18 protein-coding genes are annotated in these 22015 nt (G+C 53.6%); 12 read left to right on the forward strand and 6 right to left on the reverse strand.

Translation table 11 applies throughout. From position 1 onward, the window contains the following. Nucleotides 1–57: 57 nt before the first annotated feature. The 6 genes from PanJK_RS21530 to PanJK_RS21555 all read left to right on the forward strand — a co-directional run bounded on the left by PanJK_RS21530 (nucleotide 58) and on the right by PanJK_RS21555 (nucleotide 9315). Complete coding sequence (locus PanJK_RS21530; protein ID WP_265302811.1) at nucleotides 58–1200, forward strand: M20 family metallopeptidase; 1143 nt, start codon at nucleotides 58–60, stop codon at nucleotides 1198–1200. Further along, nucleotides 1187–2587 carry a YfcC family protein gene (locus PanJK_RS21535; protein ID WP_265302814.1) on the forward strand — a complete coding sequence of 467 codons (1401 nt, stop codon included), beginning with the start codon at nucleotides 1187–1189 and terminating at the stop codon, nucleotides 2585–2587. Before PanJK_RS21530 ends, PanJK_RS21535 begins: the two co-directional genes overlap by 14 nt. 302 nt (nucleotides 2588–2889) lie before the next feature. After that, complete coding sequence (locus PanJK_RS21540; RefSeq protein WP_265302816.1) at nucleotides 2890–7449, forward strand: autotransporter outer membrane beta-barrel domain-containing protein; 4560 nt, start codon at nucleotides 2890–2892, stop codon at nucleotides 7447–7449. Between the two features lie 134 nt (nucleotides 7450–7583). After that, the gene (locus PanJK_RS21545; protein ID WP_265302819.1) at nucleotides 7584–8177 is read left to right on the forward strand and encodes an NAD(P)H-dependent oxidoreductase; all 594 of its coding nucleotides are present in this window, start codon (nucleotides 7584–7586) and stop codon (nucleotides 8175–8177) included. After that, complete coding sequence (locus PanJK_RS21550) at nucleotides 8174–8749, forward strand: TetR/AcrR family transcriptional regulator (protein WP_265302821.1); 576 nt, start codon at nucleotides 8174–8176, stop codon at nucleotides 8747–8749. The genes PanJK_RS21545 and PanJK_RS21550 overlap by 4 nt, the downstream gene beginning before the upstream one ends. 17 nt (nucleotides 8750–8766) lie before the next feature. Continuing rightward, nucleotides 8767–9315, forward strand: coding sequence for a pyridoxamine 5'-phosphate oxidase family protein (locus PanJK_RS21555; RefSeq protein ID WP_256698883.1), 549 nt, complete (start codon nucleotides 8767–8769; stop codon nucleotides 9313–9315). Here the strand turns inward: PanJK_RS21555 and PanJK_RS21560 are convergent, their stop codons facing one another. Continuing rightward, nucleotides 9316–10782, reverse strand: a complete 1467-nt coding sequence (locus PanJK_RS21560; protein WP_265302823.1) for an MFS transporter — start codon at nucleotides 10780–10782, stop codon at nucleotides 9316–9318. It lies immediately after the preceding gene. Nucleotides 10783–10898: 116 nt separating this feature from the next. Here PanJK_RS21560 and ftrA point away from each other — a divergent pair, with 116 nt between their 5' ends. Continuing rightward, on the forward strand, nucleotides 10899–11903 hold the full coding sequence (gene ftrA / locus PanJK_RS21565; RefSeq protein WP_265302825.1) for a transcriptional regulator FtrA: 1005 nt from the start codon (nucleotides 10899–10901) through the stop codon (nucleotides 11901–11903). A gap of 57 nt (nucleotides 11904–11960) precedes the next feature. On the opposite strand, the gene uraH is transcribed toward ftrA, so the two are convergent. Both uraH and PanJK_RS21575 read right to left on the reverse strand, forming a co-directional pair. Further along, nucleotides 11961–12383, reverse strand: a complete 423-nt coding sequence (uraH, locus tag PanJK_RS21570; RefSeq protein ID WP_110867159.1) for a hydroxyisourate hydrolase — start codon at nucleotides 12381–12383, stop codon at nucleotides 11961–11963. A gap of 548 nt (nucleotides 12384–12931) precedes the next feature. After that, a complete protein-coding gene (locus tag PanJK_RS21575; protein WP_256698879.1) occupies nucleotides 12932–13135 on the reverse strand; it encodes a general stress protein in 204 nt (67 codons plus the stop codon). A 424-nt stretch (nucleotides 13136–13559) separates the two neighbouring features. Between PanJK_RS21575 and PanJK_RS21580 the strand changes: the two genes are divergently transcribed. Both PanJK_RS21580 and PanJK_RS21585 read left to right on the forward strand, forming a co-directional pair. After that, the gene (locus PanJK_RS21580) at nucleotides 13560–14054 is read left to right on the forward strand and encodes a DUF892 family protein (RefSeq protein WP_265302828.1); all 495 of its coding nucleotides are present in this window, start codon (nucleotides 13560–13562) and stop codon (nucleotides 14052–14054) included. A gap of 419 nt (nucleotides 14055–14473) precedes the next feature. Further along, nucleotides 14474–16039: a methyl-accepting chemotaxis protein gene (locus PanJK_RS21585; protein WP_265302830.1), complete on the forward strand. Its 1566-nt coding sequence runs from the start codon at nucleotides 14474–14476 to the stop codon at nucleotides 16037–16039. A gap of 46 nt (nucleotides 16040–16085) precedes the next feature. Here PanJK_RS21585 and map read toward each other — a convergent pair whose 3' ends face one another. From map to PanJK_RS21600, 3 genes are all read right to left on the reverse strand, one after another. Next, nucleotides 16086–16868, reverse strand: coding sequence for a type I methionyl aminopeptidase (gene map / locus PanJK_RS21590; RefSeq protein WP_256698875.1), 783 nt, complete (start codon nucleotides 16866–16868; stop codon nucleotides 16086–16088). Further along, entirely contained in the window at nucleotides 16868–17110 is a 243-nt protein-coding gene (locus PanJK_RS21595; RefSeq protein WP_008106304.1) for a ParD-like family protein, read from the reverse strand. The genes map and PanJK_RS21595 overlap by 1 nt, the downstream gene beginning before the upstream one ends. Before the next feature lie 111 nt (nucleotides 17111–17221). After that, nucleotides 17222–17407 (reverse strand): general stress protein, encoded by a 186-nt coding sequence (locus PanJK_RS21600; RefSeq protein WP_176972698.1) that lies wholly within the window; start codon nucleotides 17405–17407, stop codon nucleotides 17222–17224. A 246-nt stretch (nucleotides 17408–17653) separates the two neighbouring features. Here PanJK_RS21600 and PanJK_RS21605 point away from each other — a divergent pair, with 246 nt between their 5' ends. The 3 genes from PanJK_RS21605 to bglF all read left to right on the forward strand — a co-directional run bounded on the left by PanJK_RS21605 (nucleotide 17654) and on the right by bglF (nucleotide 22003). Next, nucleotides 17654–19102, forward strand: coding sequence for a sugar porter family MFS transporter (locus tag PanJK_RS21605; RefSeq protein WP_265302835.1), 1449 nt, complete (start codon nucleotides 17654–17656; stop codon nucleotides 19100–19102). A 64-nt stretch (nucleotides 19103–19166) separates the two neighbouring features. Continuing rightward, complete coding sequence (locus PanJK_RS21610) at nucleotides 19167–19871, forward strand: YoaK family protein (protein WP_256699421.1); 705 nt, start codon at nucleotides 19167–19169, stop codon at nucleotides 19869–19871. A 263-nt stretch (nucleotides 19872–20134) separates the two neighbouring features. Further along, nucleotides 20135–22003 carry a PTS beta-glucoside transporter subunit IIABC gene (gene bglF / locus PanJK_RS21615; RefSeq protein WP_265302838.1) on the forward strand — a complete coding sequence of 623 codons (1869 nt, stop codon included), beginning with the start codon at nucleotides 20135–20137 and terminating at the stop codon, nucleotides 22001–22003. Nucleotides 22004–22015: the final 12 nt, after the last annotated feature.

Raw genomic sequence — 22015 nt, forward strand, 5'->3', positions numbered from 1 at the left:
TTTTTAAGCGCATTTTTATCTCCATACTCGAAGATTCACTATGCGAGGGCAGTACAAATGAAAACTATAAAAAATTACCTGCAACAACATGCCGATGAAATTCTTATGGATATCAGGGAATTGGTCGCAGCGGAATCACCATCAATGAATAAAGCCGCCGTGGATCGTTGTGGCGAGGTCTTACAAGCGCTGTTTGCCAAACGTTTGGGCGTGGCAGCAGAGATTGATGAGCAGCCGCACTACGGTAATAACCTGAAATTCACGCTGGGAAGCGGTGACGAGCAAACCGTGTTACTCGGGCATTTCGATACCGTTTGGGATGAAGGCGAGTTGGTAATGCGTGAAGAAGACGGCAAGCTTTACGGTCCTGGCGTGCTGGATATGAAGGCCGGTCTGGTGCAGGCCATCTGGGCGGTACGCGCGTTGCAACAGCACGATTTACTGGCGGGCAAACGCATTGTGTTTCTCTGCGGCAGCGATGAAGAGGTCGGTAGCCCAAGCTCCAGCGCCTGGTTATCGCAGCACGCTTTAGGATCGGCGCAAGTGCTGGTGGTTGAGCCTGCGGTGGCGGGATCGGGCGCACTGAAAACAGCGCGCAAAGGTACCGGACAATATGAAATCACCCTCAACGGATTAGCGGCGCACGCCGGGAACAATCCCGAAGAGGGCATCAGCGCGGTACAAGAAATGGCGCATCAGATCATGTTCTTGCACAGCTTAAACGCGCCGGAGCGCGGCACCACCGTCAATGTGGGAATCGCGCGTGGCGGCAACCGCATCAATGTGGTGGCGGATAAAGCGGTGTTAGGCATTGATACGCGCGTTACCAGCGAAGCAGAAGCCGAGCGCATTCACGCCGAAATCAGCAAAATCACGCCACATTTAGCTGGCATCACGCTGGAAATTAGCGGCGCACAATCGCGTCCGCCGATGCGTCAAACGCCGGAATCGTTGGTGTTGATGGAGCGTGCGCAGCAGGTTGCCGAGCAGCTCGGTTTCTCTGTGGAAGGCAAGGCGGTTGGCGGTGGCAGCGACGGCAATTTCACTGCCGCTCTGGGCATTCCAACTTTGGATGGTTTGGGCGCAACCGGCGCAGGTATTCATGCGCGCCATGAACATATCATCATTGCCGATATTGCCCCACGCGCGGCGCTGGTGGCGGGCTTGATCCTCGGAGGTGATGCGCATGTCTCAGGTTAATGTGGAGAAAAATACGCTGCGCCAACCGCCAGCAGCGAAAACCGAGCAAAGTCCTTATCTGCTGCTGTTTATTATTCTGGTGCTGGCGGCAGTGGCGACCTGGATTATTCCGGCGGGTAAGTTTGATCATGAAACCCGCAATGGCATTACTTTCGCCATTAAGGGAAGTTTGCATGAAGTCGCGCGTTCGGGCGTTTATCCCGGCGAAATCTTTCTGGCGATTGTACAAGGGGTGATCAAAGCCGCGCCGATCATTTTCCTGATTCTATTTACCGGCGGGTTATTAGCGGTTATCGAATCGACGGGTGCTATTGCTACGGCGCTTAATTCACTGTCGCGCAGTACCAAAATTAGCGATACGCGTATTATCATTATTTTTGGTGTGATATTCGCCATTCTCGGCACCACTGGCGTGGTGCAAAACTCGGTGGTCGCGTTTGTGCCGATTGGTTTATTGGTGGCGCGTTCGTTGGGTTTATCGCCAATGATTGGTATGGCGCTGGTGTATTTAACCTGCGCGGCGGGTTTTAACGTTGCGGTATTAGGTCCAGCCACCACCGGCTTAACCCAACATCTGGCACAGTTACCGCTGTTCTCAGGCATGTTATTGCGCGGTATTACCTGTTTATTGTTCGTGTTAACGGTGATGACCTATTTGATTATCTCGGTGAAGCGCGCGCGGAATAATGGTGAAGTGCGAATAGAACAAATTGCGCAGAATGATGAATCACTGGCGATTACTGGTCGGCATAAACTGATTCTGATCACCTGCGCCGCTACGCTGATTGTATTTATGATTGGCACGGTGCAATTGCATTGGGCCACCAATGAAATGTCGGCGATGTTTATTATTCTGTCGATTATGGTCGGCATGATGGGTCGCATGTCGGGTTCTGCCATTGCCAACACCTTCCTTGCGGGTTGCTCGCAATTGGTAAAGGGCGGTTTCATTGTCGGTATGGCTGGCGCAATCTCCGTAGTGCTGCAGCAGGGCAATATTCTTGATCCGATTGTGGGCTTCCTGTCTGATTTACTGGCGCCGGTTCATCCCGCCATTGCGGCGGTGGGCATGTTTATCAGCGCGGCGTTGATGCATTTCGGTATTTCATCCGGTTCCGGTGAATCCGCGTTGCTGATCCCGATCTTCTCGCCGCTCGGCGATAACCTCGGTTTAACCCGTCAGGTCACCGTACAAACGGTGTTGCTGGGTGAAGGTATCGTCAACTCCATCAGCCCAACGTCTGGGGTGTTAATGGCCGCCTTGGCCACCGCCAATATCTCTTTCGGCAAATGGATTAAATTCGTTGCGCCGGTAGTGGCGATTTGGTTTGCCATTTGTGTTGTCACCTTATTAATTGGTGTGGCGATCAACTGGGGACCATTCTAATAGGTCGTAAGAAGCCACTTAATGGTGGCTTCTTATTTTTATATTGTTGTTAACACGATCAACATCCTTTCCGCTATTTCAGTCCCACGAATAATTGTATTCAATCCCCGGCCTTTTCTTAAAGTTATCTAATCATCGCTATTTGGCTTAAGTCGCGCTGGAACTCTCTCGCGTAAAGTGATGATATTGCCGCGTCGCAGAATTCCCTTACGTTCAATTACACAAATTAATATTAGCCAAACCCATTGCTGGCGATGTCTTTACGCATCGCGGCAGCGTTGCATGCTTCTCTGGAGTGAACAATGATGTTTCGATTGCATCCGCTGTTTATTAGCCTTATTGCCGCTTACGGTGTGTTCAATCCGGCTTCGCCAGTTTGGGCGGCGACGCTTCAGCCTTTTACGCCGGAATTAAATGACAACCGCGCCGGGGTATTTTGTATTTGTAATGGCTCGACCCAAACTTTAAGTGGCAATCAGCGGTTTGCGCCCGGTCAGGACGGCGGTGGCACGATATCCATCGGACAATTGCTCAGCAGCGGCAGAATAATTTCGTATTCCTGGCAAGATTCAGGTCGCGTCGATCTGGGTGCGCAGAATGATGTGATTAACGTGCCGGACGCTAATGGCAGCGGCAGTAATAGCGTGCAGGTATATAATTCCGCGGCGATTAGTGCCATTGAAACTACGACCTTGCCGAATTTTTATAACGTCAATAATGGGCAATATATCAACGCGCGCGTGGCGCAGGTCAGCAATGGCACCATCAATGTTGATATCGGGCAAAAGGGCGCAGCAACCACCGCCAGCACCAACGGCTGGTCGATGGCGGCAAAACAGAGCGAATTGTTTACTGTCAGCGGCAGCGGCACCATGAACTGGAACTCCGCTAATCGCATCTCCTTTTTTGGTTCCTACACGCCTTACACCTATCAACTGGGGCAATGGTTCGACAATGTGGTCTCGTGGCGCGGCGCGTTTAGCGTCACCACGCTGGATAACGCCACCACTTCATTCAACGTGTCCAACGTCAGCAGTTTGCAGAGCTACAACAATTGGCTGATTGAGCAATTGCAAAACGGCAACCTGGCCGCCGATAGCTACAACAGCGAGTTCAATAAAGCGCTCTCCTTACGCAGCGATGTCATCGCCTATGTGATCGATGCCGACGAATACTACGACGAAGTGACGCAGCCGATTGGCGAACGCATTGTGTTAAGCGCCGATGGCCCCAATGCCAGGGCAACCATTGGCAGCAGTGGCATTCTGGAAGTGGTAAACGCCAGCAGTGCGGCGATGCGTGCCAGCAACGGCGCGACGGCGGTGATTGATGGCAAACTGGCCAGCGTTGGCAGCAACGCACTGGAACTGTTAAACGGCAGCAACGGCATTAACAACGGCGTCATCAACAGCGGCTTTTTCAATAATGCCGATGGCAGCGGCGTTGATGCCTCGACCGTTGGTGCGGGCGGCACCGGCGTGTATGCCAACGGTGGCAGCCGCTTCACCAACAATGGCGTGATCAATACCGCGATTAACAGCACCGGCATCCGTCTCGAGGATGCCAGCGGTGAGAATAACGGCACCATTAATGTCAAAGGCAAGGGCGCGACGGGCGTTGCCGTTTCTGGCAGCCAGGCCAATTTTGTCCAGAACGGCACAATCAATTTGTACGGCGAAAATGCGATTGGCGTTGATGTGCGTGACGATGCCAGATTGACCATCAGCGATGCCAGTTCACTGCATTTCTACGCGCCGAATCAAACCGGTTATCAAGCCACCAACTATGCGCACATCGATAGCAACGGTGGCAGTTATGATGTCTCCACGCCAGGTTCAGCGCTGTATCGCCTGAGTGACGGCGTGATCTTCAATCCGGTGGTGGCTGCAGATGTGACGTTGAGCGGTGCCAACACACGCGGCATTATCGCGTCAGGTGCCGGTTCACGACTTTACGGCACCACCTTGTACGGCACCGACAGCTATCACGTTAATGGCGAAGGGGCGATTGCGGTTCAGAGCTCGGAGGGTGCAGACGTGACTATCACCAACCCGATTGAGCTTAACGGCAACAATACCATTGCGGGCACCGGGCAAGGCGGATTCTTCGCCAACGTGGCGCCGATCACCGGCAACGGAACTAATGCCACTGCCTTTGATATCCGCGACGGTGTGATCTATCAGTCAACGCCGCGCGGCACCATCAATCTCAGCGGGCCAAACAGCATCGGCGTACGTATTCGCGGCGGCGGAAATATCTTTGACGGATCCAGCACCAACATAGCCTCGGGCGTCGCGCTGGATACCGCTGAAGGTAATACCGTTTATTGGACCGATCACAGCGGATTGAGTGCAGGCGGCATCGCCGCAGTGCGCGTAGGCAATAACGGCGGGCTGACGATAAATGGCGATACTGCCGGGCCGAATTTTTACTACAGCACCATCAACGCCAATACGGGCGCAGACACCATTTTGCTGGATAAAGGCGCAGCATCGTTAACCGCCAGCAACATTGGGCTTTACAATTCCGGCGGCGGCACCGTGCTGAACAACCGCGCCGAAACCAGCAACATTTCGTTGCAGGATGTCGGGATGAACACCGATGGCGGCACCTTAATTCGCTCCGCGACCTCATTCGATCCCAACGGTTATATGCTCGGTGCGGTGAGTGGCGCAGGCGCGACGGGCTACGTGTTCAGCAAAGAAGATGGTTCCACCACCAGCAACGATTTGATCATCCCACAAGGTTACAGCTTCTTTGTCTATGGCCCGGCAACTGGCGTACGCGCCAACACCACCGGGCGGGTGATCGCCAACGGTAACATCATCGTTAACAGCTCCGATGGCGGCTCGGCGATTGTCACCAGCACCGCCAGCGAGGTGATCAACCGCGGCACCATCGTTTCGCTCAGCCTGGTTTCGCCCATTATCGATCTGCGTGGCGGCAACTCGGTATTTATCAATGAAGGCAACGTCACCGCGCCTTACCCGGAAACCGTTGTGGTTGCGGGTGGCGCTACCAATGACCAAATTGCGCTGGTCGATGGCAACGTGGTGGGCGATGTGAACACCGGCAACGGCACCGACGTGGTCGAACTCACCGGCGGAACCATTGACGGCAGCGTGACGATGGGAACCGGTGCTAACAATGTGGCGACGATTGCTAACGTCAGCCTGGCAAACACCCGCCACATTACCACCGCAGGCGGCAGCGGCAGCACGCTGAACTTTAGCGAGATCAACGCGCGCGGAGGTTCGTTCAACAACGATGATCTGGCGCGCGGCGTCAACCTCGGTGCGGGTTGGAGCACCATCAACTTCTACAACACGCAATTTACCCTTACCGACAATCTCAAGCTGGCGCACAGCACCATCAATGTCGATAGCGGCTCAACGCTGTTGGTTGGCGATCAGGTCAATCCGGTGTTGTCGGGCGAAACCGATGATTCGCTGGTGGTGAATAACGCCGGTACGTTGGATCTCACCAACGGCGCAGCGGGCAACACCTTGACCATCAACGGTGATTTGGCGTCGGCGGGCGGCAAGCTGGCGTTGCGTACGCAGGGCGCGCAAAGCGACACGTTACGCGTTAACGGCAACGTTACCGGCACGACCTTTATCAATGATGCGCTGAGTGCTGCCACGCTGGCGGATAGCAATCGAGATGGCGTGATCTCCGCCAATGAAGGCGTTTCTCTGGTACAGGTTGCTGGTAGCGCCCGCGCCAATAGCTTTGCGCTGCAACGGGGTTATGTCGCCGCAGGGCCGTGGCAATACGGGCTTTACAGCTTTGCTCCCGAGAATGGCAATACAACCTGGGATTATCGTTTGGCCAATAACTACATTTGTGAAGAGGATTCCGTTTGCCAGCCGCAGACAGCAGGCAGCGGCGCGGTGCGCCCGGCGCTGATTCCACAGCTTCCTTCGTACATTTCGGCGCCGGTCGGATTGGCTTATTACACCCTGGCAACCATGGGTGATTTGCATCAACGGCTGGGCGAATTGCGGCAGAATCCAGACGGATCAGCGGAAATGTTCATCCGTTATTCCGGCTCCAACCAGAAGTACAAAACTAACCTTGATACGGCGCGTTACGGTTACGACTTTGACCTCGATTACAGCGCGGTGCAGTTCGGCGGCAATCTGCTGCGGTTGGACGGCGAGCAAGACAGCCTGCGCGGCGGCCTGGCTTACACGCGCGGCAATGCACGCATCCGACCGAATGCCGCTGATGGTTACAGCTCAACCGATTTCGACAGCGACAGCCTGGCGATTTACGGCACCTGGCAGCGCGCAAGTGGCTTCTATCTGGATGGCGCGTTTTCACTCGATTGGCATCGTGGCGACACCGATATCGCGCGACAGAAAGAGGTGGCAAAGCTGAAAGGCAAAGGCTGGACCGCATCGCTGGAGGGTGGTTATCCGTTCCAGCTGGCGAACGGCATTCGTCTCGAGCCGCAAGCGCAACTGCTGCATTTGCATTTGAAGATGGATGACTTCACCGACGACGATCAAACTAAAGTCTCTTATGACGATTATGACCAAACTATTGGCCGCGTCGGCGCACGTCTGGCGCGTACCTGGCAGGACAGCGGCAGCGGGCAATATACGCCGTATCTGCGCACTAACTACTATCGCGGTTGGGGCGGCACGGCGAAAGTGAATGTCGGTGCCAGCAACAGCGACGTCAGCGAAAGTTTCAACAGCGGCAAGTTCGGCCAGATGTGGGATGCCGGCATCGGCGGCAATGCGGCTTTCACCAATAATGTCTCGCTGTATGCCGAAGCCAATTATCGCAAAGAGATCGACGGCAACGGCGTGCAAGGCTGGAATTACAACGCGGGCGTACGCTGGGTGTTTTGATCAAACGGTTACCCTCACAAGCCCGCCGGTTTAGTTGACGGCGGGCTTTTTTACGTGTTTCGAGCGCGGTAAAATTGACAACCTACCAATGGTAAGTTACTACTAGTAGCTTATTCATGACGGAGGTTGTCGCTATGCATGCTCTGATTGTTACTGCTCATCCAGATCCCAACTCCTATACTCATCACCTTGTTTCTCAGGTGGCACAAGGTATTGCTGCAGGCGGCCACAGCTATGAAATTGCCGATCTGGCGGCGGAGCAGTTTGATCCGCGCTTCAATCAGGCCGATGTTGATCAGTTCAAAAGTGTCGCGCCGTCGCCTGCCGACGTTGTGGCTGAACAGCAGCGGCTGGACCGTGCGGATGCGCTGGTGCTGGTTTATCCCATCTATTGGTGGTCGTTCCCGGCGCAGCTGAAAGGCTGGATCGATCGCGTTTTCACTCAAGGTTGGGCGTACGATGATGATGGCCAAACCGTGGTGAAAAAGCTTGGCCATTTGCAGGTGCATTTGCTGGCGCTGGGCGCGGCAAGCCAGCGCACCTATGTGCGTCGCGGCTATTTCAGCAGCATGCGCACGCTGATCGATGAGGGAATTTTTGGCTACTGCGGCGCGCCGGTGGTGACCAGCGAATTGCTGCTGCCAACCGATGAACATTATCCCGACGCGCATTACACGCTGGCCCAGCAACTTGGGCAGCGACTTTTTAACGTGAAGGAATCGGCATGAATCAACCGACTCGCCAGCGCATGTCGCATCAGGCACGTCGTCAGCAGCTGATTGCCGTGGCGTGGAATCTGGTGCGCGAGCAGGGCAGTTTAGCGCTGACGTTAGGACGCGTGGCAGAAGAAGCGGGCGTCAGTAAACCGGTGGTCTACGATCATTTTGGCACGCGCCACGGTCTGCTTGCGGCGTTGTATGAAGATTTCGATCTGCGTCAGAACGCGATTATCGAGGCGGCAATGAATGCTGCCGGTGCCAGCCTTGTTGAGCGCGCTAACGTGGTGGCGTCGAGTTACGTTGATTGCGTGTTGACGCAGGGACGTGAAATCCCCGATGTGCTGTCAGCACTTGATAGCTCGCCGGAGCTGGCGGAAGTGAAGCGCAAGTACCAGCTCGATTTTATTGAAAAATTCCGTGGCTGGTTTGCCGAGGCAACGTTGCCGCAAGCCAGCATGTGGGGAATGTTAGGCGCTGCCGATGCGATTTCTAATGCGGTGGTAGGTGGCGATATCAGCCAGCAGCAAGGATTAGCGGAACTTCAGGCGCTGATTCTGGCGCTGGTGGAGCGTCACCAGTAACCGAACAGGAGCAACAGATGTCATTGTGCGAGATTGATACCGCTTGCTGGCAACAACTGGAAACCGGCGCACGCGAGCCTGATTCCGGGTTTCACTTCTTAACGCTCGCATCCGTTGATCTACAAGGCAAGCCGCAGGCAAGAACGCTGGTGCTGCGCGCCGTTGACCGTGAAAAACGCACGCTGGAATTCCACACCGATATGCGCAGCCCGAAATGGCAGGCGCTGGCGGTGAATCCAGAGGTTACGGTTTTGGGTTACAGCGCGAAAACCCAGCTGCGGTTGCAGGGCACGGTCGAGCTGCACGCCGCATACAGCGCACTAGCTGCAGCGGCGTGGCAACGATTATCGCACCGGACGCAGCAAACCTATGCTGGCGCTGCGCCGGGAAGTGACATTGACAACCAATCCAACGATGTCAGTAACGCCGAGGATAATTTCGGCGTCTTGATCATCCAAATTACCCAACTGGATTGGTGCCTGCTGGCGCGCGAAAACAATCAAAGAGCGTTACTGAGTTACCGCTCAGACGGAGCGCTCACCAACAGCAAATGGGTTAATCCGTAGCTAAGGCGTACATTGTTCCTGCGCCTTGCGACGGAGGTTAAACAGCAGATAACTCGCCAGCGCCAATCCCCACACGCCTGCCGCGCCATACAACAGCACGCCGGAAAATCCGTCGGTTAGCACCTGCGCGGCAATAGCGTGGGTCAGTGAAACCTCGCCGCCGCCGGCGATGTGCTCGGCCAGCGCATACACACTACTTTGTCCCGGCATAAGGCGTTGCAGACTTGCCGCGATGCCCGCCACCAGCAAGCTGCCCATTAGCGCGATATTGATGGCAAGCGTAATCAGGCGCGCGCTGATATCGATGCCAGACGCCATGCCAACGCGATTTCCCGGCACCGATGCGGTTGTGGTGTTGGTGACGGGCGTGTTGGTCAACCCAAGCGCGATACCCGAGAGCAGTGCGCCCGGCAGTAAACTCATCTGCTGCGCGACGGCGAACTTCATTAGCATAAAGCCCGCGCCGATGGTGAATAATCCCAGCGGGATCATGCGCGCCGCGCCAAAGCGCACCACCAACTTCTCGCCAAGCGGCGGCATCAGTAAGGTCGGCAAGGTGTAAGCTAGTAGCGCCAAACCGGTTGCCATGCTGCTGTAGCCAAGCCCGCTCTGATAATAGACCGGCAGATAAATCATCAGCGGCCAGAAGCTGAAGTTCATGCCAATCGAGCCCATCAGCGCACCGGAAAAGGCGCGGATGCGGAACACCGAGAAATCAAACATCGGGTGTGAATGACGCTTCTCAACCCAGACAAACAGCAGCGCGCTGAGCAGCGTAACCAGCAAAATAAGCTGTGCTGCCAGGCTGCTCCAGCCGAGGCTGCTGCCCTGCGTGATGAGGTAGGTTGCGCCGACCACGCTGAGTGATAAGGTGATCAGGCCGCCGAGATCGAGCTTTTTGGCTTCAGCATCACGCGATTCCACCACATTTTTCAGCGCGAGGATCAGCGTCAGCAACGCGATAAAGCCGTGCACCAAAAACACCCATTGCCAGCTAAACCAGGCGACCAGCATGCCGCCGATAATCGGGCCGAATCCCAGCCCAAAGCCAAAGGTAATGCCCCACGCGGCGAACGCTCGACTGCGCGCTTTTCCCTGTGGAAACTGGAATGACAAAATGGCGATCAGGCAGGTTAACATCGCGCCACCGCTTAATCCTTGCAGCAAACGTCCGACGATCAGCCACCATGCATTGCCCGCCAGCCCGCACATCACCGACGTCACGCCGAAGGCGATAATGCTGATGATGAAAATACGTTTGCGTCCATAAGTGTCTGCCAGCGTGCCGATTGCCATTAACACGGCGGTGCAAGCCAGCGTGTAGGCGTTCATGATCCACTGCAGTTCGCGAAAACTGGCGTGCATCTCCTTTTCCAGCACCGGCAAAATCACCGGTACGCTGGATATCTCCAGCCCCGACATCAGTGCGGCCAGACAAACCGCCATCAGCGCCAATATGTTCTTCATACTCAATCCCTGCGATACGTTAAGAGCGTGCCAGCATGAAAGATTGGCGTGAAGGTGGAAATCTGCCCGCATGCCATATATCGTCAAGATCGTGCCAAATTCTCCGGTGACCCTTAATGCAAATGATTGCTCCGTTACATGCCCGTTCGCCTGCACCGTTTAACCGCCGCATGGTTTTGCTGGCGTATGAATGCCTGTGTACCTTTGAATTCGGCACGGCGGTTGAGGCCTTTGGGCGCGTCGATGACGCGTTCGGCCAGCCTTTGTATGATTTGAGCGTGGCGTCGGTGGAGGAGGGCGTATTCGGCGCGCAAGGCGGCGTACGTTTGGTGGTCGACGGCGGACTTGAGCTGCTGGACGAGGCGGGCACCATCGTGATTCCCGGCTGGCGCAGCGTGCATGAACCGGCATCGGATGCGCTTATCGCTGCATTACAAAAAGCACACCGCAACGGCACGCGTATCGTTTCGATCTGCGCAGGCAGTTTCGTGTTGGGCGCTGCCGGTTTGCTGGATGGTAAACGCGCTACCGCACACTGGAACAGCACCGAAATACTGGCGCAGCGCTTCCCACAGGTGCAGGTTGAGCACGGCATGATTTATGTTGATGAGGGCAGCATTATTACGTCAGCGGGCGGCGCAGCGGGCGTGGATTTGTGTCTGCATCTGATTCGTCGCGATTATGGCATTGAAGTGGCAAACCGCACCGCGCGCCGTATGGTGACGCCGCCGCTGCGTGAAGGGAATCAGGCGCAGCTGATCCAGCAGCCGGTGCCGCAGCGTGCGGCAAAGAATCTTTCGCCGCTGCTTGATGATTTACGCAATCACCTCAATACGCCGCTGGTGATTGATCAGCTCGCCAGACAAGCCGGCATGAGCCGCCGCACATTTTTACGCCGCTTCCATGACGCCACCGGCACCACGCCGGGAGAGTGGATGTTAAGCGTGCGGCTGGAAAAAGCCTGCGCACTGCTGGAGAGCGGCAAGCTGAGCATCGACCAGGTTGCCGAGCAGGCGGGGTTTGGATCGCCGGAAACCTTGCGTCATCACTTCAGACAGCGGTTGAATACCACGCCAACGCATTGGCGCAAGGCATTTAATGAAAGAGGGATGGTGCTTTAATTAAGCCAGGTGCGCCGAAAACCTGCAGGGTCGCCATTCATGGCGGCCGTTTTGAACTTAATTTCCGCGATAAGTCGAATAACCAAACGGACTCAACAGAAGCGGAATATGGTAGTGCTCGCCGTTGCTTTCCATATTGAACTCCACCGGAATCTCCGGGAAGAAGGTCTTCTGATTATTCATTTTGTAATAGTCACCGGTTTTGAACACCACGCGATAGCTGCCTGCGCTGGCGGTTTTATCTTCCGGGAACAGGGCGCTGATTCTGCCGTTGCTGTCGGTTTTTCCGCTGGCTAATTTCACCCAGTTATTATTTTGTTTCTGATCGAGTTCAACCTCAATACCCGCTGTTGGTGAGCCTGTCTGCAGGTTCAATACATGTACGCTGAGAGGATTTTTTGGTGCGGCGGGTTGTGCAGCTCCTGCTGACAGGCTGGTCGCAATCAGGATGGCACTGGCTGAGGTAAAAAGAGTCTTCATTAAGATATCCATATTTAGCAGGTGAATGTGCTGCAATCCTAGGTTCTGCAACAACAAAATAAAAATCGATACGACTAAATGTGAAATTTCTGAGATCAAAAAAAGAGTTAAGTGCGTGCTGTCATCGAAGGAGCGCATTCATGCGCACCTGGTCACCATAAATGGCGACCTCCGGAACGATTGTGTGTTTCGGTTTCCTGTTTTACCGCTTCGATAACCTCTTCATGATTATTCTTAGTGACCTGTAAGAATAATCCTTCGAAAGTTGTACCAGCCTTTAGACAGTGTACAAATATAACGTTTAGTCCGTGATTTATTATTAGCCTGCAAATGTAATTTATTGGCTAATAAGCGAAGGGTAAAACCATGATAAGCGAAGCGGTAAATAAGTTGAGATTGATCAAGAAACAATCAAATATCCGTTTTTTTGCAAAAAATAACTCTCCTGAGATCGATGCAGCTGTAATTAAGCGAAGCGTAAATACAGTATCAGGAGAGTGTTGTGCAGAAGTGAATACCGTTAAAGGTTTATTCTTTTAAGAAGACTGTTATTTGCGTCGGCTGATCTTGCCTCCTTTTCTTCCTGCTTCAATGGCACGCTCCGGGTCATTCTTGAAGTTGCCGCCGCTCGCCTGACCACCCTTGCGTCCAGCCTCAGCTGCACGTTCCTTATTCTCTGCGAAGTTGCCTGCACCACCACGACGTTGCGTCTTTTTTTCTTCCTCATCGGGTTGCTGCTTAGCGTCCGTCATTGGTTCTCCTCTCTGTTAAATACCAATTTGATGCAAAATAAATGTAGTGCCATTTTTACCAGTTTCAAGCCTGGGTTTATCTTAAGTCTTAATTCTAAGAGGCTTGCTTGTGTAACTTCCAGCTAAATTTTTGATTGTCTCTAAATGTAACTATCATTAGTTATGATCTTGAGTTTTTTAAAGTCAAAAAGAAAGCTTCTTTGAGTCGTTAATAAGCGAAGCGGTAAGAGACTTTACTTGTAAAGTAAATCGCAATTCCTTTATGCGATACTTGCAGCTTCCCACTTGCTTGCTAGGTTTAATTAATCTCCTTATTTAGCCTAATTAACGCTTCGCTTATTTTATTTATTCACGCTAAATGAGCTGATGTCATACCCATCAGGCAGCTAACTGTCGATGTTCTTCTCACTACCGGAGCAAATTAATGACCAAGGAATTTGTGTATCTGGACTGGTTACGCGATGCGCACGCCATGGAAAAACACGCAGAGTCTTTGCTGCAGGCCGCGACGCTAAGGCTGGAGGATTTTCCCCTTTTGCAGGCGCGCATGAAGCAATACACGCAGCAAACCTGTGAACAGCAACAACAGGTGAAGGAGGTTTTGAAGCGCTATGATAGCAACTGGTCGGCGCTCAAAGAGGCGTTGGGACGCATGTCGGCGGTGGGGCAAGCCGCCAGTGATATGTTGCGTGATGAAGAGGGCGTGCGTATTGCAGTGAGCAGCTATGTGTTCTGTAACTATAAAGTAGCCACCTACACCGCATTGCTGGCCGCAGCGCGGCAGGCGGCGGACAGTAAAGGCATAAAGACTTTCCAGCTTATCCTGCAAGATGAAATCCAAATGGCGGATTGGCTACTGCATCAGTTGCCGGATGTAGCGAATGAAGCGATTTTGCAGAGCGCGGAAGCGGCAGTTTGACGAATGAGTGCGGACGGTCAGCAGCCTGTATCTGCTGACCACGTCATTTTGCATTTATGCGTATATATTGAAGATAAATGATCATTTTTCTTTGAGTCAAATTGCGGTAACTGGGGAAAATAAGAATATTTATTCACTATCCGTAAGGTCTGCGAAATCCTTTCTTGTAAATTAAGCAAAAAATCAGCCTGGTGATTTTATGTATATCGCCATCATTAAATAAAACTGATCAATGAAATCGTTTTCAAATCAATAATTTTCTGCACATAGCCAGTTTGATGTACCTGCGTCTCTAATGTTAATGAAATAGCTGACGATAACAGTAGGGATGCTGCCGATTAATTTTCGGAGCCTCTTCCATTTTTAAAACAACACCATTGTCTTCACACCTTTTCAATCAAAATCATTGAGGTTTCTAAATGGACGTAGTTCAAAGATTTTCGCGTAATGTAAAGTTGCGAACCAAACTTACCATATCCTCTGTGCTGAATATTGCGATGCTAATGTTGGTGGCGTTGCTCGGATTAAATTCGCTGTTCTTAGCGGAAACCGGCGTCAATGGCATGATGAAGGATGATTATCCGACCATCGCATTGGGCAACCAGTTGATTGATGAAATCAACGTGACGGTGCAGCAGCAAGCACTGCTGCTAAGTCCCATTGATGCGCAGCGCAGAGCGACCATTCAAAGCAATCTTCAGGAAGCATCGAAAAAGATCAGCGAAACCTATAAGCAATTAGGTGCGCTGGCAACGGATGAAGAATCTATTGCTTTTCTTAAGCGCGTTGAATTGAAGCGGGCTGACTTTCTGAAGGAGCGAAATGCTTTCTTCGCGTTAGTGAATAGTGATGTGACAAAAGCGGTGGATTTCTATTTTTCTACCCTTGCCACGGCGCAAAGAGATTATATCAATGAGGTTGAGGGTTTCATTAATCTGCAAGAGCAGCAAATGAATGGCTCTTACAATAATTTTATGGCGTCATACAGTAAGACCAAAATCTCCATGCTGATTATTTTTGTGGTGGCTATTTTGGTTTCTGCATTAATTGGCTGGATTATTATCCGTTCCATTACTGTGCCTTTGAAAAAAGTTATTGCGTTTCTAGGCCGCGTAGCGGATGGCGATCTCAGCTCCAATTTTTATGAACAGCGCAAAGATGAAATGGGGCAGTTAATTAATGCCATTCAGCAGATGCAGGAGAAAATGTCAGAGATTGTCAGCCATATTCGCATTAGCGCTGAACAGATATCTGGCGGCGCCAGCGAAATCATGTCGGGCACCAACGACCTTGCCGCCCGCACGGAAGAGCAGGCTAGCTCGGTGGAACAAACGGCGGCCTCGGTGGAGGAATTCAGCGCCACCATCAGCAACACGCGAAATAATACCCACGTTGCCGCCGATCTCTCCGCCAAAGCGGAAAGCACGGTGGGACGCAATGCCAGCATGATGGATAACGTTGCGACCAAAATGGCCGAGATCAACGATTCTGCCAGCCGCATGGCGGACATCATTAACCTGATCGATTCAATTGCTTTCCAGACCAATATTCTGGCGTTGAATGCTGCGGTGGAAGCCGCACGCGCCGGTGAACACGGTCGTGGTTTTGCCGTGGTGGCGCAAGAAGTGCGCGCGCTGGCACAGAAAACCGCCACCTCGTCGCATGAGATCCGCAATTTAATTGAGGAGTCCTCCACGCGCATTGCCGATGGTCGCGATATGGTGACGGATGCCAATAAGCTGATGAACGGCATGATGTCGAATGTCGCCGAGATGAAAGAGCTGCTGGTGCAGATTAATCAGGCCAGCACCGAGCAGGCCGACGGCATCAGCCAGATCAACACTGCGATTAGCCAGATTGATATCACCACACAGCAAAATGCGTCGCTGGTGGAGCAATCGCTGGCGGCATCGGCAATGCTGAGTGAGCAGGCGGCAAATATGGTGAATAGTGTGAGTGTGTTTACGCTGCGTCAAACCGCTTAAGGCGATGTGGGTCCAGAACGTTCTTCGCGTTCTGGATCTCCTATTATTAGATAGCCTGATATGCGCCGGTACCTTCTGGCCACGGCGTCAGCAAATCAAATCCGGTTTCGGTCACTGCGATGGTATGTTCCCACTGCGCCGACAGCGAGCGGTCCTTTGTGACTACCGTCCAGCCATCGGATAGCACGCTGGTGCCGGCTTTGCCCGCATTGATCATCGGTTCGATGGTGAAAATCATACCCGCTTGCAATTCCAATCCCTCACCCGGCGTGCCGTAATGCAGAATCTGCGGATCGCCGTGATACACCTCGCCAACGCCGTGACCGCAATACTCACGCACTACCGAGAAACCGGCTTTTTCCGCCACTTGCTGAATTGCCGCGCCGATATCGCCTAATGTCGCGCCCGGTTTCACCACGTTGATACCCGCAACCATCGATTCGTAGGTGATATCCACTAAACGTTTGGCACGCACCGAAGGCTGACCGACGTAATACATGCGGCTGGTATCGCCGTACCAGCCATCTTTGATAATGCCGACATCAATATTAACGATGTCACCATCCCTGAGCTTTTTCTCGCCCGGAATGCCGTGACACACCACGTGGTTTACTGAGGTACAGGTCGTTTTGCTGTAGCCGTGATAGCCGATATTCGCTGGAATCACTTTCAGCACGTTTACCACGTAATCATGACAAATCGCGTCCAGTTCATCGGTGGTAACGCCCGGTTTGACGTATGGCGTGATGATCTCCAGCACTTTAGCGGCGGCATGTCCGGCGGCACGCGCCAGTTCGATCTCTTCAGCGGTATGCAGTTTGATGCTCATTACGCGATTCCCTGCGAGGTGAATAAAGGATGGTCAAGCAGTTGCGCTAAATCCGCGCCGCTGTCGCGTTCAACGCGCATCAGCAAGCGCGTCAATTCCTGATGATTGAGTGACGGGTAAATCTCGGCCAGCATGCCGATCTTCATCCAGTGTTCTGCCTGCGCATTGATGGATCGGCTCATCGCCGTGCTGGCGATGCGCAGATTCTCATGCATCAGGTCGGAGATTTTTACGATGCCCATGATAATCCTATATATGAAATGTATGCGATATGTATATAGGCTACCGTTTTGGGAGGTGATATGCAAAAGAGAAGTAAAGCCAATCCATGGCATGAAAAATCCTAAGGCGCCTTACTCAGACTTTGTTGGAGGACGACGGCTAATCTTGCCTCCTTTCCGTCCCGCTTCAACGGCTCTTTCAGGATCGTTTCTGAAATTGCCTCCACTGGCTTTGCCTCCCGCTCTGCCAGCTTCTTTCGCACGTTCTGGATCGTTGGCAAAATTCCCTGCGCCGCCTCTGTAGCTCTGTTTGTTCATAGGAAGACCTCTTATCAATGTTCCGTTAGATTTGAGGACTAGCTAGTCACGCTGAAATAGTAGTACGCCGTTGTGCGAAAGTCAGAGCGGCAATGACGATCATTGAAAGAGATCATGAAATAAATGTTTGAATGTTTGTCGATTTAACCGTGACCTCCGTCACATTTTACAATTCCTGACTATACTTCTGCCTTTTGGGTTTCAACCTTTGCGCTAGAGGGCGCGTTAAATATGCAGGGAACAGGAATGGACACATCGCAGCAAAACAGTGACGACGATTCAGCGCTAAGCAATCTCACCGTCAAACAGCGCATCTTCTTTGTGGTACTGGTGGCGACCATGGGCGCGTTGGCCTTTGGTTATGACACCGGGATTATCTCCGGTGCCTTGCCGTTTATGACTTTACCACCTGATCAGGGCGGTCTTGACCTCACACCGTTCACCGAAGGTTTAGTCACTTCATCCCTGATCTTCGGTGCCGCACTGGGTGCTTTTCTCAGTGGCTATTTCTCCGACCGCTTTGGTCGTCGTATCACGCTGCGTTCTCTGGCACTGATCTTTGTGCTGGGCGCGATTGGTACCGCGTTAGCGCCGAACCTGCACGTGATGGTGGCGATGCGTTTTCTGCTGGGGATTGCGGTAGGCGGTGGTTCCTCAACCGTGCCGGTGTTTATTGCCGAAATCGCCGGACCCAAACGTCGTGCGCCGCTGGTGAGCCGCAACGAGCTGATGATTGTTTCCGGTCAGCTGCTGGCGTATGTGGTCAGCGCGGTGATGAGTTTCACGCTTAACGATCCGCATCTATGGCGCTACATGCTGGCGATGGCAATGATTCCCGGTGCCTTGCTGTTTATCGGCACCTTCTTTGTGCCGGCCTCGCCGCATTGGATGGTGGCGGAAGGGCGCATCAAAGAAGCGAGCCGAATCCTGCATAAATTGCGCGAAACACCGCGTGAAGTAAAAAAGGAGATGACAGAGATGCGCCAGCACGCGAAGGCGGCGCGTCAGGGGCCTTCGGCACGTGAACTGCTGCAAGAGAAATGGATTCTTCGCTTGTTGCTGGTGGGCGCGGGGCTGGGCATTGTTATCCAGTTCACCGGCGTGAACGCCTTTATGTACTACACACCTGTGATCCTGAAAACCACCGGCATGGGCACCAACGCGTCGATTGCGGCGACCATCGGTAACGGCATTGTCTCGGTGCTGGCAACCATGGTGGGCATCAAAGCGGTGGGACGTTTTGGACGTCGCACCATGCTGATGACTGGTTTGACGGTAGTAATAGCCATGCAACTGGTGCTCGGCTGCGTGCTGCTGCTGATGCCACAAGACATGACGCAAAGTATCTTCGCGCTGGCGGCGATTCTGGTGTTCCTGTTCTTTATGCAAATGTGCATTTCGCCGGTGTATTGGCTGCTGATGTCCGAGCTGTTCCCGATGAAAGTGCGCGGCGTGCTGACAGGCGCTGCGGTTTCATTCCAGTGGATCTGTAACGCGGCGGTGGCGTTTGCTTTCCCGCCGCTGCTGTCTGCCACCGGCAATGGTGCATTCTTTATCTTTGCGGCCATCAACGTCGGCTCGCTGATCTTTGTGATCACCATGCTGCCTGAGACCAAAGGCAAATCTCTCGAAGAGATCGAAAACGAAATGCGTGAGCGGTTTAGCGAGCAGGAGCAGGATCAACAGACCGCCTGACGGCGCTTGAGAATTCCTGGTTACGGGAGGAAGATACGCCTCTTTCCCCGGGCCAGGATTTCCCATGCTGATCACCGCCGAGAACACGCGCACCTTTAATACCGACATTCGCCTGGCCTGCACGCTGGCCGCCGTTGCGGGCGCACTCAACACCGCAGCGTTTGAAACCGTCGGTTTCTTCTCGGCAAACATGACCGGCAATGTCTCCTCACTTTCCGACCATCTGGCCAAAGCCAATCTGCACGTCGGCCTGTTTTTTCTGCTCATCGTGCTGCTGTTTATCGCCGGATCGTCGGTCTCAACGCTGATTATCAACTCCGGCAGACGGCGCCAGATCCGCGGCATCTACGCCATTAATATCCTGATTGAAGGCATCGCGTTGCTGGTGCTGGGTGTGATTGAAAGCGGGTTCCGCTTTAGCGGATCCGGCGTGCTGCTGGTGCTTAGCCTGAGTTTTTTGATGGGATTGCAAAACGCGGTGGTGACGCGCATCTCCAACGCGCGTGTACGTACCACGCACGTTTCCGGCACCGCGACCGATATCGGTATTGAGCTGGCAATGCTGTTTGATGTGCTGCGCCGCAAAGAATCTCCTAAGGATGCGCCACTCTATATTGAGCGGCTAAAGCTGCATTTTTACACCGTGCTGGCGTTTTTGGGCGGTGGCGTGCTGGGGATTTTGCTGCTGCAGTGGATGAGTTATTTGCTGCTGATGGTGATTGGTGCGCTGCTTAGCGTGCTGGCGTTAACGGCACTCAAACGCCTCTAATCGGTGACCCGCTTCACACTTCTCAACGTTGTTCGCTAATACTGCTTGCCACTTTTTCCGCGCTGTAAGCATGATAGCGCCCGTTAAGGATTGTTACTGTTCGGCAGGCAAAACCTGAGACGCGCCCTTTTTCAGTTGAAGAGGGCGCGTCTCAGGTTTTTTTTTGCGCGAAAAACACGCCAATCCTTTGTAGGGTCGCCATCTATGGTGACCGATAGACGCTTAACTGGCGAGCATTAGGGCATTGTTCAGGAGAAAGAGTGATGCAATATCAGGAACTGGCGGATGACATCGTTAGCGGTGTTGGCGGCAAAGAGAACATCATCAGTGTGATGCACTGCGCCACGCGTTTGCGCTTCAAGCTGAAAAACAGTCAAAAAGCGCAGACCGCCGCGTTAAAGGACAATCCCGGCGTGATCATGGTGGTTGAGAGCGGTGGCCAATATCAGGTGGTAATTGGCAATCAAGTCGCGGAAGTGTATCGCGAACTCACCGCGCGCCATGCGCTGGATAATCAGAACGAGGCCGCAGATAACGCTGCACCGCAAGGCCTGTTTGCACGCTTTATCGATTTGGTTTCCGGCATTTTTACCCCGTTTATCGGCGTGATGATCGCCACTGGCATCATCAAAGGGTTGCTGGCGTTGGCGCTGGTGCTCGGCGTGATGAGCGCCGACAGCGGCAGCTACAAAGTGCTGTTTGTTGCCAGCGATGGTTTGTTCTACTTCCTGCCGATTTTGCTCGGCTACAGCGCCGGTAAAAAATTCGGCGGTAATCCATTTGTCAGCATGGCGATTGCCGCTGCACTGGTGCATCCGATGATTCTTGAGGTGCTGCAACAGCAGCAGCAGGGCAATGCACTGACCTTCATCGGCATCCCGCTCGAGGTGCTGAACTACAGCTCATCAGTGATTCCGATTATCTTCGCGGCCTGGGTTTCCAGCCTGATTGAACGTTGGGTGCATCCGCGCTCGCCTGTCGCGGTGCGTAACTTCACTACGCCGTTGTGCTGCTTGTTGATCACTGTGCCGCTGACGTTCCTGGCGATTGGTCCGGCGGCGACCTGGCTGAGCCGCATGCTGGCCGAAGGCTATCTGTGGATTTACAGCCTGAGCCCAATGATTGCGGGCGCGGTGATGGGCGCGATTTGGCAAGTGTGCGTGATTTTCGGTCTGCACTGGGGATTGGTACCGATCATGCTGAACAATCTCGCCAACTTTGGTCACGACACTCTGCTGCCATTGCTGATGCCAGCGGTGTTGGGTCAGGCGGGCGCGACGCTGGGCATCTTCCTGCGAACCCGCGAAGCGAAACTCAAAGCGATGGCGGGATCGGCGTTTACCGCCAGCATCTTCGGCATCACCGAACCGGCGGTGTATGGCGTGACGCTGCCGCGTCGACGTCCGTTTATCTTCGGTTGCGTCGGTGGTGCCTTGGGCGCGGCAATCCTCGGCTTCTGGCACACCACCATTTACTCTTTTGGTTTCCCGAGCGTGTTCACCTTTATTCAGGTGGTGCCGAACAGCGGCATTGATGCCAGCGTGCTGGCGGCGTTTGCCGGTGCGGCGGTGGCGTTACTGTTCGCTTGCGTGAGCACTTATCTGTTCGGTCTGACCGAGCCCGCAGCCGACGTGGTTGCGCCGCCTGCGCCGGTTTCTCCGCCCACCAATCTTACGCGCCGCGAAAGCGTGGTCAGCCCGATGGCGGGCGATGTCATTCCGCTCGAGCAGGTTAAAGACGAAACTTTTGCCAGCGGTTTGCTCGGCAAAGGCGCGGCGATTATCCCGCAGAGTGGGCGAGTGGTTTCGCCAATCGATGGCGTGGTGTCGTCAATGTTCCGTACCGGCCATGCGATTGGCCTGACATCGGCGCAGGGCGCGGAAGTGCTGATCCACGTTGGCCTCGATACCGTGAAGCTCGATGGACAATATTTTTCGCCTAAAGTCGCCAACGATCAGCCGGTCAAAGTGGGCGACCTGCTGCTGGAGTTCGATCTCGATGCGATTAAAGCCGCAGGATTTGACCTCACCACGCCGGTGCTGGTGAGTAACAGTGATGATTTTGTGGATGTGTTAACCCTAAGCCGCACGGCCGTGAGCGAAGGCGCTCCGTTGTTGGCCGTGCTGAAATAATTGAGGAGCAAA

The sequence above is a fragment of the Pantoea sp. JK genome (genome assembly GCF_026130245.1).
Classification (GTDB): domain Bacteria; phylum Pseudomonadota; class Gammaproteobacteria; order Enterobacterales; family Enterobacteriaceae; genus Pantoea; species Pantoea trifolii.